Genomic DNA, 15,440 nt, shown 5'->3' with positions numbered 1-15,440 from the left:
ATATACAACGTGAATTAAGAAACCTACAATGTAAGTCAACGCTCCACTCTTGTCATCTCGACTCCTCGAGCGTTGTTTCGAGGGTGGAGAGATCTCAAAAAAAACTGGAAGGGATTCTTTTTTAGATTTCTCCCTCCGGGCGTAGTCTACGGGCGGAGCCAACGTAGTCGATCCGACGATCTTCTCGGGTCGAAATGACAATAGGAGGGGCGTGTCATTTTAACTCTTGAAAAGTAATGTAGTTTTAGGGTAGAATGGGCTGAAAGGTTTTTTTCATGCCCGACAAAAAACTACTGCGCATTATTGGCGCACGCGAACATAATCTAAAAAATATTTCGGTGGATATTCCACGCGATCAGCTGGTGGTTATCACCGGTTTGTCCGGCTCGGGCAAATCCTCTTTGGCGTTTGATACTATCTATGCCGAAGGTCAGCGCAGATACGTTGAATCGTTATCCAGTTACGCTCGCCAGTTTTTGGGCATTATGGAGAAACCAGATGTTGATCAAATTGATGGATTATCACCGGCAATTTCAATCGATCAAAAATCTACTAGCCGCAATCCTCGTTCCACCGTGGGCACTATCACCGAAATTTATGATCTGTTAAGGTTGATGTTTGCTCGGGTGGGCACGCCGCACTGCCCGAATTGTGGAAAAGTAATCGACCGGCAATCAGCCACTCAAATTGTTGATTTAATTTTGGAGTTTGGCAAAAAATCCAAAGAGCCAATTAAGTTGTTCATATTGGGGCCGTTAATTTCGGATAAAAAAGGAGAGCACAAACAGGTTTTTGAGCGCGTACGCAAAAGCGGCTTTGTGCGGGTTCGGGTTGATGGCAACGTAATGGAGTTAGAAGAAGCTGAAGATTTAGATCTAGACAAGCAGAAAAAACATTCCATTGAAGTGGTAGTTGACCGGTTGGTGGTAGGTGCAAATTTGAATGCCGAACTTGAAGACCGTAACCGCATTGCCAATTCAGTTGAAAAAGCCCTCGAAATTGGCAGTGGACTGGTTCATCTCTTAAATATCGAAACCGGGAAAATCGATACTTTCTCGGAGCAGTTTGCGTGTAGTGATTGTGGCATTTCGTTGCCCGAAATCGAGCCGCGGCTATTTTCTTTTAACAACCCGTTTGGGGCATGTCCAAATTGCCACGGCCTTGGGTATTTAATGAAAATTGATCGTGATTTAGTGGTGCCAAACAAAAAACTGACTATTGCCGAGGGCGCAATAAAGCCGTTGGTTCGCACCACCACATCGTCTAGTTGGTATGTTAGATTGCTTGAGGTGGTTGGCCAAGCTTATGGTTTTACCGTTAATACTCCATTTGATCAGATTACAGACACTGCCAAAGAAATTATCTTTGATGGCGCAGGCGATCAAGAGTTTGAATTACAACGCTATTCCACCACTTGGGAAGGGGTAATTCCAAACTTAACGCGTCGTCACAAAGAAACCGAATCCGAATTTATGCGCGCCGAGATTGAGCGATATATGATTGATTCCAAGTGTTTGGTGTGTGATGGGAAACGGTTAAAACCAGAGGCACTGGCGGTCAAGATTAATCAAAAATCGATTGCCGAAGTAACCAGTTTATCCATAGATGAAGCTCATGATTTTGTATCTAATCTTAAACTAACAGACCGCAACACGGTTATCGCCAAGCAAATTGTGAAAGAAGCTAAATCGCGCTTGAATTTTTTGCAAAACGTCGGTTTGGCTTATCTAAACTTAGATCGTTCTGCCACCACGTTGTCGGGCGGAGAAGCGCAACGTATTCGTTTAGCCACCCAAATTGGCTCGTCGTTGATGGGGGTTTTGTATATTTTGGATGAACCGTCAATCGGCCTGCATCAACGCGACAACGCCAAACTATTAGATGCGCTAAAGAAACTACGTGATCTAGGTAACTCGGTTATTGTGGTTGAGCACGATCAAGAAACAATGGAACAAGCAGATTTCTTAATCGATATTGGCCCTGGTGCGGGAGAAAATGGTGGAAATGTGGTAGCCATTGGTACACCAACCGAGGTCAAAAAGAACGAAAACTCGGTTACCGGGCAATACCTATCTGGTAAAAAAGAGATTGCGACGCCAAAATTACGTCGAGAAATTACTGATCGTGCGCTAACCATTGTGGGCGCTACCCAGAACAATCTGCAAAATATTGACGTTAAAATTCCACTAGGCGTGTTTGTTTGTGTCAGCGGTGTTTCCGGATCAGGAAAATCCACTTTAATTAACGATATTCTGGCCAAAACTTTGGAACAGAAATTCCATCACGCTCGCACAAATCCGGGCAAGCACAAAGAGATTTTGGGTCTATCTTATCTTGATAAAGTTATTACTATTGATCAATCACCAATCGGTCGCACACCACGCTCAAATCCCGCCACTTACACCGGTTTATTCACCTTTATTCGCGATTTGTTTTCGCTTACCTCAGACGCCCGAATGCGCGGATACAAAGCGGGCAGATTCTCATTCAATGTTAAAGGTGGGCGATGCGAAACTTGTCATGGCGATGGAGTGCTGAAAATTGAAATGCATTTCTTGCCCGATGTCTATGTAACATGTGAAGAATGTCACGGTAAACGTTACAACCACGAGGCGCTAGAGATCAAATATAAGGGCAAAAACATTTCGGAAGTGCTAGATATGACGGTTGAGCAAGCGTTAGAGTTTTTTGACGCCGTGCCAGCCGCCAAAACCAAACTACAAACGTTGTTTGATGTTGGGTTGGGCTACATTCACCTTGGCCAGCCCGCGACCACTTTGTCGGGTGGAGAAGCTCAGCGAGTCAAATTAGCCACCGAGCTGTCGCGTCGTGGTACCGGCAAAACATTTTATATTCTAGACGAACCAACCACCGGTTTGCACTTTGAAGATGTTAAACATCTAATTAGTGTGTTGCAGGCTTTAGTTGATAAAGGAAATTCAGTACTAGTGATTGAGCATAATTTAGACGTAATTAAATCGGCTGATTATGTTATTGATCTAGGCCCAGAGGGCGGTGTAGCTGGAGGATTGCTAATTGCTTCGGGTACACCGGAAGAAGTGGCTAAGGTGGAAAAATCATCGACAGGGCAGTATCTGAAAAATGTTCTAAAATCAAATTAATCCAATTTGCCCAATTGGGGAAATTTGGTTGACAAAATCACCGGCTAGTTTATCCTGATAATTACATAGGAGTAACAATGGACCAAGAACAAATTATTGCTAAAATTGAAAAAAAATTTGCTACCGTTAACGCCCGGATAGATCTGTTGGAAAATCAGCTTGATCGGTTGCAAAAACGAGTACGTGAGTTAGAAACGATGGTAGAAGACGACCAAGATTTTGATCCATCTGAATACAATTTAAGCGAAGAAGAGATGAAAAGCATCACCGAATCTGCTGAAAATGATGCGAAAATAGTTTTTGATTCAATAGAAGAAAATCGATCGTTATCTCAAAATCCGCCCTCATCTCATGTTTCATTAGTAATTGATCTAAATAAAAATGACAAAAAATGACGCTAACAGCGTCATTTTTTATGTCTAAACCGTTTCTATAAGCCGGGTTCTGTAGTATTTGTAAACAAATACTTGACCATCATCTATCTACGCGTCTGGGCCAAACCCGCTTCTTGGATAAGCACAATTGAAGCGAATGGTCCACCAGACTTGCACCATGCAGGGTTTTCACAAATTAGCATTGCTGCTAAAGCGCGTGCGCTCTTACCACACGTTTTCACCTTTGCCCCCGACGCGCTGCACTAGAAACTCGAGGCGTCATTCCCGCGCAGGCGGGAATCCAGCCTATAAACAAATTTCCTTATGTTTATAAATTGGAATTTAGAATTTCGAATTTCCAATGCAACGCATTGGCTGGCTGTGTATTTTCTGTTGCACTATTCCCTTGCCCTGTCGAATGACGGGGCAGCTAGACTTCGCTGCTAACTAATGCTAGCAGATGCGTCAGTACAACGCTTATCAGGTGCCCGGACTTTCCTCCCCGTTAGGGGCGATGATCCGAAAAGATTTAGACTACTATATTATAGCATAACATCTTTAATTTGTCCATATCTACCTTGACATTTATTAAAATATATGATAATATAGTGGTATCACGGCAGGACAAGTCGTTGAGTCCTTTGACACACGTACTCGGCCGCAGCCGAATGGTAGGCTATAGGAGCACGAAATGGACACTATGATGGACGTGGCTTCGATCAAGGTTAAGCTGACGGCAAAGATCAACATTTACTTCGCGATCATTCCGGCTCTCACTCCTTCTAATGCCGTGGAATGGGGTGAGGTATGGGGATCTTTCGTCGCCGACATGCAGCTCCTAGCGGTGCTGGCTATGTCTTTCGACGAGATGCGCAAGTTCGCGGCCGAGTATGTCTCGAGCGTGCTCAAGACGCTCGGTGATAGACCGTGGAATATGCCTGCGGACATCCGTGACGAGTTCACAAAGATGTGTTTGGCATTGCTCAAGACGGAGACCAAGGCTGCTTCTGACGCGACTTGCGAGGCGTGACGCACACGACATGGAATGGGCGACGGGGAGACAATCCCCGCCGCCCAGAACTTTTTTAAGACCAATACGGTCTTTTTTTTGTGCCAAAAATCCCTCGTCATCCTTTGCTATCCATTGTTATCCCTCAAACGGGCGGACATCCCCCTTCGCTCTCTGAGCTACGGAAGGACAAGTATGAGTCCGCCCCTACGGAGGTCGACGAGTTATGATAAGATAAAGCCAATGAATACAATAATCGCCGGGATTGATGAGGTTGGTAGAGGGGCGTGGGCGGGGCCAATAGTGGCCGCCGCCGTCATTCTCGATACCGAAATAGACGGGTTAACCGATTCAAAGCTGTTATCTAAAACTAAGCGCGAGCAGCTAGACCAAATAATCCGTCAGGTCGCTTTAGATTTATTTATCGCTGAAGTCAGCGCTTCTGAAATCGATCGGCTAGGCCTAGCCGAGGCAAACCGGTTGGTAATGCGTTTGGCGCTTGCAGGACTTAAAACAAGGCCGAATTTGGTTAAAATTGATGGCTTTTCATGCCAAACCGACATTCCAGAAGAGGTAATAATTCACGGTGATTTATTGGTGCCACAGATTAGTGCCGCCTCCATAGTTGCCAAGGTCTATCGGGATAGGTTAATGTATGGGTTAGATACGGACGACCGCTACGGTTTCAAATTGCACGTTGGTTACGGTACCAAATTGCACCAAGAGCGGTTGCAGAAATATGGGCCGTCACAGCATCACCGCATGTCGTTTAGGCCGGTAAAAAAGATCCAATTGGCCGAATTGGACTAATTGGATTGATTCGAACAAGGGATTTAATGAAATACCAACTTTATTTACCTGAAAAATATCCGGTGGTGACCGGTGAAAACGCCTCGGTTGGTTTGGCAACGTGTTGGTCCGACCCAAATTTGCTGCTCAAAAAAGATCCGACCATTACCAAGCACATTGGGCTGATGGGTACGCTTTACAGCAAAGAAGGCGTTTCGGTGATTTTGCGTAATTTGTGCTTGAATCCAACCATTAAAACGATGGTGGTTTGGGGCAACGCGCCACTATCAAACACTCAATTTGGCATTGCCGGCCGCAATTTACTCAAAACTTTTTTCGATAGTAGCATAGGCAAAGATAACCTAGTAAACGGAACATCAGACAGGCTGCATCCTGAAATTGATCCGGACGTGTTAGAAAAAGTGCGCCAAAATGTTAAATTGCTCGATTTATCTGACCTAGACTACGACAAAATGATCTCCAAAGTGAAAAATCTAACCTCAGACACTAAGCCATATATGAAGCCCACTTCTTTTCCCGAAACCAAGCGCGATGTTGACGCCTCGGCGCCATCGGAAGAAATTGGGTTTGCAGTGCATCATCCTACTCTGGCTGGCGCATGGGCGCAGGTGGTTGATCGCATTTTGCTTTACGGTGGCATCAAAAAAACCGAATATGGCAATTTGCAGAAAGAGTTGCAGGTGGTTACTTGGGTGATTCATCAAGAAGATTTAGCCAAGTTTGCTATTCCGGATTGGCCGGAGGAGCTGTTGAAAGCAGTTGGGATGCACAAAGATATGCTTAAAGAATACGCCACGGCGTTTTTGGATGCAAAGCTGCCCGAGGGCACGGTGTACACCTATGGGAGCCGTTTGCGCAATTACCCGGGTGATTTAGATCAAGTTGATGAGATTGTACGTCATCTAAAATCATCACCTATCACTCGCCGCGCTTTTGGCACCACGTTGTACCCGCCGTTTGATATGAAACATCACTCACCACCGTGTTTGTGCTTGATTCAGTTTTTGACGACCGTTGAAGGTAAACTAAACTTAATCGCCACATTCAGATCACATGATATCTTTAAGGCGGCGTTACCCAACGCTTTTGCGCTGCTAAATTTACAAAAATACGTTGCCGAAGAGACTAATTTGCCAATTGGATCTTTGGCCATCACCTCGCACTCCGCGCATATGTACGAAGAAGATTGGGAGAATGCCAAAAAGTTGGTGGATTGTGCGTTGCGCGGGCGGGTGAAAGCGCAATTTGATGAGTCTGCAGATTTAGATCCACGTGGAATTGTGCGAATACAGGTTGATGGTGGCAAAATCATCTTAAAGCTAATTAGTTTGTCAGGTACCGAAATTGCCGAAGAAATTGGCACAAAAGCGCGTGAAATTGCGCTACGTTTAGCCAAACGTAATTTACTGTCGCGCGGTGATCATTATGTGGATATAACGCTAGAGTTAATTAAAGCCGAGCTGGCTCTGCAATTAAACATTCCGTATAATCAAGACAAACCGTTGATTGTGGATAAACATTTTACATTACGATAGGATAATCGAATGGCAAATCTAAACGGCATTTTTATTACTTTTGAGGGTGGCGAAGGCACCGGTAAATCGACGCAAGTAAAATTGCTCGCCGAGTGGTTAACCGAGGCTAAGCATGATGTTTTTACCCTGCGAGAGCCAGGTGGTGAAGAGACAGCCGAAAAAATTCGCCAGATTATTTTAGATCCACCGTCACCACTAACGACCAACGCCGAACTGCTTCTATTTTTAGCGTCTAGGTCGCAAGTTTGTGAGAAACTAATCAAGCCGCATTTACACAAAGGTTCTGTGGTTATTTGTGATCGATTTATCGATTCATCCGCGGTGTATCAAGGATATGTTCGCGGGATTGAACTTGGAGAGGTGAATAATCTGAATCTATTTGCCACTGGTAATATCAAACCAGATTTGACGATATTGTTAGACATTGACCCAAAGATCGGGTTGTCGCGGCAAGAAGATCAGAATCGTTTTGAAAAAGAGGGTTTAGAATTTCATCAAAAAATTCGTCAGGCGTATTTGGATTTGGCAAAAAATAATCCTGATCGAATAAAGGTGGTTGATGCATCTGGGACTGTTGATGAAGTTCACGAGGCGATTGTTAAAGTAATTCAGTCGTATTCCCAAAATAAATAGCCGCGGTCGGTCTTGACCCGCGGCGTGGTGGGGAGGGTGAGGTGGTGGGGATGGCGGGCTACTCGGCTTTCTTGGCTCCAAGCCGCCGGAGAATCTCAGCGCGGCACTGGTCTCGCTCGGCTGTGCAAATGTCCTGAGCATTCCTAGCTGCCACTGAAGTTACGTCCTTGTCGTGGCGTAGTTCTGTGAGCTCAGCCGTCTTGTCGATGAGGCTGTCCACCAACTGAGCTGCACTCATCCGTGTTACGTTCATGGCACACCTCTGTGTCGCTGTGATGCCATTATTGTATCAGAAAATAGACAATTTGCAACAAAAAAAGCCGCGGTCTGTCTTGACCCGCGGCGTGGCATGATGATGTCCGGTTCACGCATAATGTGCGCACACGATTTCGTTTCGGATCTCTTCTACTCGAGAACGAAGTGGCGCGAGCAAACGTTCCGTCTCGTCGGGTGGGGTATGGCGAATCTGGTGTTGCTTTTCCATCTTGCCGAGTGCAATGGAAGCGGAAATCAGCGCGTGCACAAGCTCGTCGAAGGTAAGACCGGTTTGACCTGGCATTCGTCGTGCCTCCGTACATGTGATGTCATTATTCTATCAGAAAAGAGACAATTTGCAATAAATAATTGCCGATTATGATTGCTTAGAATATGATTTTGTGGTAGGATATAACTAATTGGGGAGTCGCCAAGTGGTAAGGCACCAGGTTTTGGTCCTGGCATTCGGGGGTTCGAGTCCCTCCTCCCCAGCCATCCTTTGTAATTAACTCGAAACTCAAGCCACTTTGACCGAAAGGTCTTTTTTTGTGATAAATTGTTGCATATAATCACCATTGTGTATAATGGTAGTAGATCTTTATTTATAGCGAGGGGAGGTGATTGAAATGAAAAAGATGGGTACGTTAGATTGGGTAGCTTTTGTATTAGTAATCGTCGGTGCATTGAACTGGGGATTAGTCGGTCTTTTCAAATATGATCTTGTCGCTAAAATCTTTGGCGATATGAGCACGGTATCTCGTGTCGTTTACGATTTAGTGGGTTTGGGAGCGCTATATCTATTAGTAATGGCGTTTAGCAAAAAAGAATAATAGTTTTTAAGGTAGCGTGTATAAGCGCGCTACCGACTAAAATTGTAGAGAGGTAATCTGTGATTATACTTAGACGTCGTTCTTTTACTTTGATTGAATTGATGATTGTTTTGACGATTATTGGGATTTTAACTGCCATTTCTGTTGGTAGCTATTCTCGGGCGCAAATGCGTTCACGAGACACAACCCGAAAAACGTCGGTTTTGGCCATTCAATCTGCTTTGGAGCAATACAAATCGGTCAATAATGTGTATGCGCCAAACTGGTCTAGTGCCAGAGCGGGGGCTATGTGCCAAGGAAATCGTAATGCCGGTGCCGACTTTACCGGTTTGGGCGATTGTAATTTAGTGGTCAGCTTAGATCCTTCTATTAGCAGTTACGTTGCAGCGCAATATGCGTATGCTGACCCGATGTTTAATACAGACAATACAAACGCCGCTACTATTGCTGCCAGTGCTTATTTATTACCACTACTTTCTAAACCCAAGGCCGTTACAGGGTCATTTACGGCTGCCGGCGGTTTCCCGGTTTGGGATAGTAGTGCCGACGCTTCAGCTGTTTGGAGGGCGGGAGCGATTAGTTATCGGGCACAGCAAAAATACTATGTGCTGCGAGTGGCTTTAGAGAATCAAGCTACCCCGTGCACGGAAGGTTATAACGCTGCAAATACCGGATATTTCTCAAATCCTGTTGCAGCCCCGTTTAATCAGTGGCGAGATGCTACTTATCCAGTGAATAACGGTAATTGCGATAATAATACGTATAAAATTTTCCAAAAATCCAGTTTATCCAGCTTGCACTAAAACGTTGGTTCAAGGTATACGTCACAAGTTGTCATTTCGACTCCTCGATATTCAAGTCGAGGGTGGAGAAATCTGCAAAAAAAGAATTATAAATTATTAATTTTTAATTAGATGCTTAGCATCGAAATCACTCGCGGAACGCTCGAGATTATCAAATGAATGGTTGCCAATTTTTAATGACTTAATAAGGAACCATTTAAAATTTAATCATTCGGTACTTATTCATTTAAAATTTTGCCTTTAAAATTTAAAATTGTGGATGGGATTCTTCCTTAGATTTCTCCAACACGCTCGAATTGACATTCTCGCAGGGTCGAAATGACAAGGGGTAGGAATCGCGGTATAATCTATGTCAGGAGATTGTATGCACAAAGTTAGTCTTTGGCGGGTGTTGTTTGCGTCGTATATTATCATTATTGGTTTAATCATTTTGGTGCAGAATCTTGCTCCCCAGGTTGCGGTGTGGGCCGGTTTTTGGCCGCTTTTAATCTTAATTCCCGGAATTTATATAATGCTTCACTTTGTGGAATCTCACCCATCGCAAAAAAAACCATATGAATATATTTTTGGTCTATTTTTGATAATTTTCTCACTATTTTTGTTCTTTAATCAGTTTACCGGTTGGTTTTACTACGATTTGATCAATTTTGTCCTGCCACTAACTTTAACTATACCGATGTTGTTGGCGTGGCTAAGATGGCAAAAAAAATGGATGTTTGATATAGGCCTGATATTCTTCCTAGTTAGCGGATTTTGGCTATTGTATAACTTGCATTACGCCCAGTATTTTTACGCTTTAGTGGTAATCTTGGTCGGCTTATCGTTGTTCGAACGAAAGAAAGTCCGATGACAGAAAACGGAACTAAATGAACGCTGAATCAATTTTATTTTTACTCGGTGGGTTGACTGTTGGTGCCATGGTTGCCATTTTTTTGCGTCGGGGTAAATCAACCGATAACGCGTTATTGCATCAGCGCATGGACGCCCTAAACACCGGCATGCTGCAGCAGATGCAGCAATTTCAGCTATTGTTGCAAACTCAATTACAAGAACATCGCGAAACATTGGATAAATCCGGCGCTTCGGTAGGCCAAAAATTAGATCAAACTACCACCTTGTTTAATCAGGTTACCGAACGACTCGCCCATTTGGACGAAGGCTCGAAACAAATTTTAGCTATTGGCAAAGATTTGACCTCGCTTCAAGACATCCTTAAAACTCCTAAACTACGTGGCAATTTGGGCGAGTTGTTTTTGGGTGATATGCTGGCGCAGCTGCTGCCCAAGGATCAATATAAATTGCAATACAATTTTAAGAGCGGCGAACGGGTAGATGCGGTGGTTAAATTGCACGATGGTTTACTGGTGCCAATTGACGCCAAGTTTCCAATGGAAAACTTCCGCCGGTTGGTTGATAGTAAAAACGATTTGGAAAAAGAACAAATGAGCAAGGCGTTTAAATCCGACGTTAAAAAACACATCGACGATATTGCCAAGAAATACATTTTACCCGCAGAAGGAACTTTTGATTTTGCCTTAATGTATGTACCGGCCGAAAATTTATATTACGAAACGGTGCTAAAAGATGATAAAGACGATTCGGTTTTATCTTATGCTTTTGCCAAAAAAGTGATTCCGGTTTCACCAAACACTCTTTATATTTACTTACAGGCTATATTGCTCGGACTTAAGGGGCTAAAAATTGAAGAGCAAGCTCATCACATTTTGACCAATTTACAAACACTGGCGCATGATTTTGAGAAGTTTTCCAAGAGCTATTCCGGTTTGGGTAGCCATATTCAAGGCGCGCAGACAAAATACTTGGAAACCGAAAAGCAGATAAACAAAATTGAGCTTCGTTTAAGTTCGGTAGGCGAAGAAGCGGTAGTAAAATTACCGGATAACCCTGTGATAGTTGACAAAGACAGATAAATAGTTGCGGTACGGGATATTTTTTGCAACAATTAAGGTACAATAAGGATGAGGATTGCATGAAAAAAATCGCACGTTTTTTGGTGATTGGTTTGGCGATGATAATAAATATTGGATTGCTTTCCGTCCCTGCTATGGCTATTGGGCCGTCGAGTAATCCATCTTCTGCCACCTCAGCCACACCCACAATGTCTCCCACAGCCAATTTCACTCCAACTCCAAACGCAACCCCTACTGCTACCCCCACCAAAACACCTACTCCAACTGCTAACGCTTCCGGACAGCCATCATCAAATCCATCTTCCGGCGTTCGCACATGGCTAGAAGGTTTTGCCTATCTTTCAACCTCCAAAGTGGGTATTCCGAATGTGAACGTTACTCTCTACCAAAATGGCAATACCGGCGTCACAGTCAAAACAGACCTGACCGGGCATTACATCTTTCCGTCGGTCTATCCTGAATCAGCTAGTCTAAAAGCACAAGGTGATTTTGTTGTTTTCCCAATCAAAACTATTCCGTGGCTTCGTCCGGGTAAAAATGTATATGATATTAAACTTGAAGTGGTTTCTTCGAATAAAATATCAGGCGAATTATTATATAAGAAACCCGGGGTGATAATAAAGATATTCGAGGTTAAGAGTAGAAAATTAATTGGCAAAACAATCATTGGCCCACAAGGGATCAATTTTGAATATGTGTCAGACGCACTTGTTCCTGGTGTCGATTTCTCGGTTGAGCCGTGGCTAGGTGATACAAAATTAATTGGTACACCGGCTACGGTCAAGTTTTCCGCGACGAATAATCAGACAATAAGTGTAAGTTTGCAAGTTGATAATGTGGCAGTAGATAATGTTCATAAAGTAGATGTAGTGGTGGTAGATTACTTTGATTACGGTCCGACAGAAAAATTAGTTAGTAATGCAACAGTTAAGCTAGATCTTTATCCAAAAACACATCTTTCCGCTAAAACAAATAAAAAAGGTATAGCTAGTTTTAAAAAAGTGCTTTCGGGCGTTTATACCGTTACTGTTTCCGCATCAGGCTATAAAACATATACCACAACTGCGGTATTGTATAATGTCCCTGATAATACCGCTGACATAATTCATGTTGCCATGACACCAAATTCGGTTTCAACGGACGGTAAATGTTATAAATATCCTCAAACAAATGTAAAAGAATTTTGGTTCTGTGGGTACCAAGCCAAAACTACGTATACCAGTATGCTGGCAACGTGGAAAGCGGTGGACGAGCAGATTGGCAAGCTAAGAGCAGCGTATCCAAAATATAATATGCTACCCCTGCAAGTGGTTGTTAACTCAGACGGGAATCCCAGCGTTGGCTACGAATACAGTGAATATGGGCATAATGAGTCAAGCCCTCCCAATGTTAAATGTATGTCTGCGCTGCCGCACCCAAATACTAATGGTCCAAATTTATTTGCTGAACGTTTTGAAATCACAGCTAGTGTGGTTCAAAAATATGGCACAGATGTTACTGTTCACGCCGTCATTCATGAATTTGGGCACGGCATAGACTTGCGTAAGAGCGGCACTTGCGATACTTTTTCTTCCGATACCGGTCTTTTTGCCACTGTTCGTGCTTTGGGTAGATTTTTGGATCCACCATATTTTACCGTCATAAAAGACAGTACGTATGACAATGCGTGGAAAAGCTTTGGACATCCAAAAGACGGCAACACTGAAACATACGCTTCGGCTTTCCATGACGGTATCGTACATATGAATGATTATTCAAAAAATGCTAATGATACCGGTCAGATTATCAACGATATTCTAATGAAAACCGTTGATCTGTCGTTGCAGCCATAATATCGGAAAGAAAGAAGATGAATAATAAAATGATTTTTAAACGATACCAATTTATTGTTTTGGGTATCCTGATAATTTTGGTTGGCGTATCTACATACATCCACTATATTAGCAGTGATGCCAGCACTGTCCCCGCTAGTCCATATTTTCATTACGTTACCGGTAAAGTAACCATTGTGGATAGCACAGGCAAAGTGGTTGGCCCAGCCAGCACCCAGCAAGTAATTATCGGATCAATTGGTGCCTCTGTTGGTACTGATGGTTCGTATTCGTTGACCACCGAAGAAAGTGGTTGTTTAGACGTCAACTTTTTAGATAAGACCAAAAGAACACTGGGGAAATATCAACTAGCAGATTCCTTTGAGCAACAAGTCTGTTACAATATAGATGAGACTAATCCGGTTAGAGATTTTACCGTTATCGCGGTTCAATAGAAAATAAAAAAAAGGAGCATAATGAAAGTTATGTCAGTCATTGGAATACTGGTTTCGGCAATCGGGTTGTTTTTCGCTTTGTCATTTATGACGGGTGGTGCAACGGATACTGAGGTGGGGATTGGGTTTATAACCCTGATATTGTTCGCCTTTACTTTGGCGCAAAGCATTGTAGGCGTGGCCCACAAATGCAAACCAGTTGAAAAAGCCGAGAAAGCCGAATAACTCTAAGACAATTTTCAGCGTAATTGGCTAAACTGGTGGGGATCGCTTATTAGTATCAATTAGGAATATTAAGTGTAGCAAAGTTTAAATTTGCACACGATGTATTTCTTGTTCGAAGCTCCACTCCGTAGAGTTACGCTCGGAGGACGAAGTGAGAATTATCCCTTTACTAAATGGGTAGTTCTCGGCCATGCCTCGAACAAGAAAACAGCGCCTTGCTCCAAACACGACAATCAGATAAAATAAGATAAATGCGATTTATTAAATTTGGTGCATCCGGATCAAAAGTTAAACGAACGGCAAAGTGGGTCGGCTTATTTTTTGTCGTCCTGATAATAGGATTATCTAGCTGGTTCGGCTACACCATCATAAAAAATAAAAATAAGGTCATTACGGCTAACTCTAACGGGGGTAGCGTTTTGCTGACTAAAAACGCAAAAGATGTTAAACCGTCCGATTTATCCGGTGATTCGGATGGTCGGGTAAATATTCTATTGATGGGCATGGGTGGAGAAGATCATCCGGGCGGTACATTGACAGACACTATCCAAGTTTTATCGTTAGATACTCAAAATCACAAAGCTGGTTTCCTATCTGTGCCAAGGGATCTGTATTATAAATATTCCAGTAACACATACGCTCGTATAAATGAGATGTATTATCGTGGTGAATTGAAACAAAAAGGCAATGGCACAGCCGCGGCAAAGCAGACCATTAGTGATCTATTAGGCATACCGATTCATTATTATGTGTTACTGGATTTTCAGGCCTTTAAGGAGATTGTGGACTCTTTGGGGGGTATAACGGTCACGGTGGATACGCCACTTGATGATCCGTTTTATCCGGCGGCAGATATGATTCGTTACTCTCCGGTGCATATTAAAGCCGGAACACAAACAATGGATGGGGAAACTGCCTTAAAGTATGCCAGATCACGTAAAACCACATCCGATTTTGATCGATCGCGCCGACAGCAAGAAGTAATGTTAGCGATTAAACAAAAAGCCCTGTCGGCAGGCGTCTTAACTAATCCGGTTAAATTGACTCAAATAATGAATATTGTGGGTAATCATATTCGTACTGACTTACAGGTTAGCGAAATGCAAACACTCATCACCGAGGTTAAAGATTTAACTGGCAGCCAAATTATTACCCAGGTAATTGACAGCTCAGCCAGTGGTCCGTTGGTGGGGCAAAATATTGGTGGTGCAGACGTATTGGTCCCACGCGATGGCGATTACACCTATCAAGCAGTTAAAGACATTGCTCATACCATTTTCACCAATCCATTTTTGGCAAAAGAAGACTCAACTATTGCTATTCAAAACGCTACCAGCACCTCTGGACTTGGCGCAACCGTATCCAAAACACTTAAAAATTTGGGATACAATGTTGTAAGTGTTACAAATAGCACTACAAAAGAGCAGTTCACGCAGTTGATCGATCGGAGTGGTGGCAAAAATCCATTCACTATATCATTTTTAGAAAAAAGATTCGGACTAAAAGCCCGCCAAGATTCTTCTGCTAGTAGCGAAACAGCGGACATTGTGCTAATATTAGGCGCAGACTATTCGACAAGCAAATAGCGTCTATTAAGTCGATATTCCGCGCGATCATGTTGTTGTGCACACACAATAAGTAAAAAGC

General features: G+C 43.2%; 15 protein-coding genes, 1 tRNA gene and 1 other RNA gene. 15 read left to right on the top strand and 2 right to left on the bottom strand.

The genetic code is table 11. From position 1 onward, the window contains the following. Positions 1-275: 275 nt before the first annotated feature. Together uvrA and WC773_02465 are read left to right on the top strand one after the other, a co-directional pair. The gene (gene uvrA / locus WC773_02470; protein MFA6082250.1) at positions 276-3,122 is read left to right on the top strand and encodes an excinuclease ABC subunit UvrA; all 2,847 of its coding nucleotides are present in this window, start codon (positions 276-278) and stop codon (positions 3,120-3,122) included. A 77-nt stretch (positions 3,123-3,199) separates the two neighbouring features. Beyond that, positions 3,200-3,517: a hypothetical protein gene (locus WC773_02465; protein MFA6082249.1), complete on the top strand. Its 318-nt coding sequence runs from the start codon at positions 3,200-3,202 to the stop codon at positions 3,515-3,517. 22 nt (positions 3,518-3,539) lie between these two features. On the opposite strand, the gene rnpB is transcribed toward WC773_02465, so the two are convergent. Next, an RNA gene (gene rnpB, locus WC773_02460) (RNase P RNA component class A) lies at positions 3,540-4,027 on the bottom strand. A 160-nt stretch (positions 4,028-4,187) separates the two neighbouring features. Here rnpB and WC773_02455 point away from each other — a divergent pair. The 4 genes from WC773_02455 (at position 4,188) to tmk (ending at position 7,483) form a co-directional block, all read left to right on the top strand. Beyond that, a complete protein-coding gene (locus WC773_02455; protein MFA6082248.1) occupies positions 4,188-4,526 on the top strand; it encodes a hypothetical protein in 339 nt (112 codons plus the stop codon). A 222-nt stretch (positions 4,527-4,748) separates the two neighbouring features. Then, positions 4,749-5,315 carry a ribonuclease HII gene (locus tag WC773_02450; protein MFA6082247.1) on the top strand — a complete coding sequence of 189 codons (567 nt, stop codon included), beginning with the start codon at positions 4,749-4,751 and terminating at the stop codon, positions 5,313-5,315. 26 nt (positions 5,316-5,341) lie between these two features. Then, entirely contained in the window at positions 5,342-6,850 is a 1,509-nt protein-coding gene (locus WC773_02445; protein MFA6082246.1) for a thymidylate synthase, read from the top strand. Between the two features lie 9 nt (positions 6,851-6,859). Further along, complete coding sequence (gene tmk / locus WC773_02440; protein MFA6082245.1) at positions 6,860-7,483, top strand: dTMP kinase; 624 nt, start codon at positions 6,860-6,862, stop codon at positions 7,481-7,483. A 364-nt stretch (positions 7,484-7,847) separates the two neighbouring features. Here the strand turns inward: tmk and WC773_02435 are convergent, their stop codons facing one another. Beyond that, complete coding sequence (locus tag WC773_02435; protein MFA6082244.1) at positions 7,848-8,042, bottom strand: hypothetical protein; 195 nt, start codon at positions 8,040-8,042, stop codon at positions 7,848-7,850. 116 nt (positions 8,043-8,158) lie between these two features. On the opposite strand from WC773_02435, the gene WC773_02430 reads away from it, so the two are divergent. The 9 genes from WC773_02430 to WC773_02390 all read left to right on the top strand — a co-directional run bounded on the left by WC773_02430 (position 8,159) and on the right by WC773_02390 (position 15,379). Continuing rightward, positions 8,159-8,233 (top strand) — tRNA-Gln (locus WC773_02430). A gap of 131 nt (positions 8,234-8,364) precedes the next feature. Then, on the top strand, positions 8,365-8,568 hold the full coding sequence (locus tag WC773_02425; GenBank protein ID MFA6082243.1) for a DUF378 domain-containing protein: 204 nt from the start codon (positions 8,365-8,367) through the stop codon (positions 8,566-8,568). Between the two features lie 59 nt (positions 8,569-8,627). Continuing rightward, on the top strand, positions 8,628-9,371 hold the full coding sequence (locus tag WC773_02420) for a prepilin-type N-terminal cleavage/methylation domain-containing protein (protein ID MFA6082242.1): 744 nt from the start codon (positions 8,628-8,630) through the stop codon (positions 9,369-9,371). Between the two features lie 364 nt (positions 9,372-9,735). Then, a complete protein-coding gene (locus tag WC773_02415; GenBank protein ID MFA6082241.1) occupies positions 9,736-10,221 on the top strand; it encodes a hypothetical protein in 486 nt (161 codons plus the stop codon). Between the two features lie 16 nt (positions 10,222-10,237). Beyond that, a complete protein-coding gene (locus tag WC773_02410) occupies positions 10,238-11,302 on the top strand; it encodes a DNA recombination protein RmuC (protein ID MFA6082240.1) in 1,065 nt (354 codons plus the stop codon). A gap of 59 nt (positions 11,303-11,361) precedes the next feature. Next, entirely contained in the window at positions 11,362-13,134 is a 1,773-nt protein-coding gene (locus WC773_02405) for a carboxypeptidase-like regulatory domain-containing protein (GenBank protein MFA6082239.1), read from the top strand. A gap of 17 nt (positions 13,135-13,151) precedes the next feature. Further along, complete coding sequence (locus WC773_02400) at positions 13,152-13,568, top strand: hypothetical protein (protein ID MFA6082238.1); 417 nt, start codon at positions 13,152-13,154, stop codon at positions 13,566-13,568. Positions 13,569-13,589: 21 nt separating this feature from the next. After that, on the top strand, positions 13,590-13,793 hold the full coding sequence (locus WC773_02395) for a hypothetical protein (protein MFA6082237.1): 204 nt from the start codon (positions 13,590-13,592) through the stop codon (positions 13,791-13,793). 251 nt (positions 13,794-14,044) lie between these two features. Next, the gene (locus WC773_02390; GenBank protein MFA6082236.1) at positions 14,045-15,379 is read left to right on the top strand and encodes an LCP family protein; all 1,335 of its coding nucleotides are present in this window, start codon (positions 14,045-14,047) and stop codon (positions 15,377-15,379) included. The last annotated feature ends 61 nt before the right edge of the window (positions 15,380-15,440 follow it).

This window comes from Patescibacteria group bacterium, from assembly GCA_041660565.1.
GTDB lineage: Bacteria > Patescibacteriota > UBA1384 > CAJBMM01 > CAJBMM01 > JBAZWC01.
The sequence above is the reverse complement of the archived record's forward strand: the minus strand, read 5'-3'. Positions and strand labels throughout refer to the sequence as shown.

Excerpts from the sequence above, each read along its gene's own strand:
- WC773_02465 (MFA6082249.1), top strand. The coding sequence starts at position 3,200 with ATGGACCAAGAACAAATTATTGCTAAAATTGAAAAAAAATTTGCTACC.
- WC773_02455 (MFA6082248.1), top strand. The coding sequence starts at position 4,188 with ATGGACACTATGATGGACGTGGCTTCGATCAAGGTTAAGCTGACGGCA.
- WC773_02405 (MFA6082239.1), top strand. The coding sequence starts at position 11,362 with ATGAAAAAAATCGCACGTTTTTTGGTGATTGGTTTGGCGATGATAATA.
- WC773_02415 (MFA6082241.1), top strand. The coding sequence starts at position 9,736 with ATGCACAAAGTTAGTCTTTGGCGGGTGTTGTTTGCGTCGTATATTATC.
- WC773_02400 (MFA6082238.1), top strand. The coding sequence starts at position 13,152 with ATGAATAATAAAATGATTTTTAAACGATACCAATTTATTGTTTTGGGT.
- WC773_02450 (MFA6082247.1), top strand. The coding sequence starts at position 4,749 with ATGAATACAATAATCGCCGGGATTGATGAGGTTGGTAGAGGGGCGTGG.
- WC773_02435 (MFA6082244.1), bottom strand. The coding sequence starts at position 8,042 with ATGCCAGGTCAAACCGGTCTTACCTTCGACGAGCTTGTGCACGCGCTG.
- WC773_02390 (MFA6082236.1), top strand. The coding sequence starts at position 14,045 with ATGCGATTTATTAAATTTGGTGCATCCGGATCAAAAGTTAAACGAACG.
- uvrA (MFA6082250.1), top strand. The coding sequence starts at position 276 with ATGCCCGACAAAAAACTACTGCGCATTATTGGCGCACGCGAACATAAT.
- WC773_02425 (MFA6082243.1), top strand. The coding sequence starts at position 8,365 with ATGAAAAAGATGGGTACGTTAGATTGGGTAGCTTTTGTATTAGTAATC.
- WC773_02410 (MFA6082240.1), top strand. The coding sequence starts at position 10,238 with ATGAACGCTGAATCAATTTTATTTTTACTCGGTGGGTTGACTGTTGGT.
- WC773_02445 (MFA6082246.1), top strand. The coding sequence starts at position 5,342 with ATGAAATACCAACTTTATTTACCTGAAAAATATCCGGTGGTGACCGGT.
- WC773_02395 (MFA6082237.1), top strand. The coding sequence starts at position 13,590 with ATGAAAGTTATGTCAGTCATTGGAATACTGGTTTCGGCAATCGGGTTG.
- tmk (MFA6082245.1), top strand. The coding sequence starts at position 6,860 with ATGGCAAATCTAAACGGCATTTTTATTACTTTTGAGGGTGGCGAAGGC.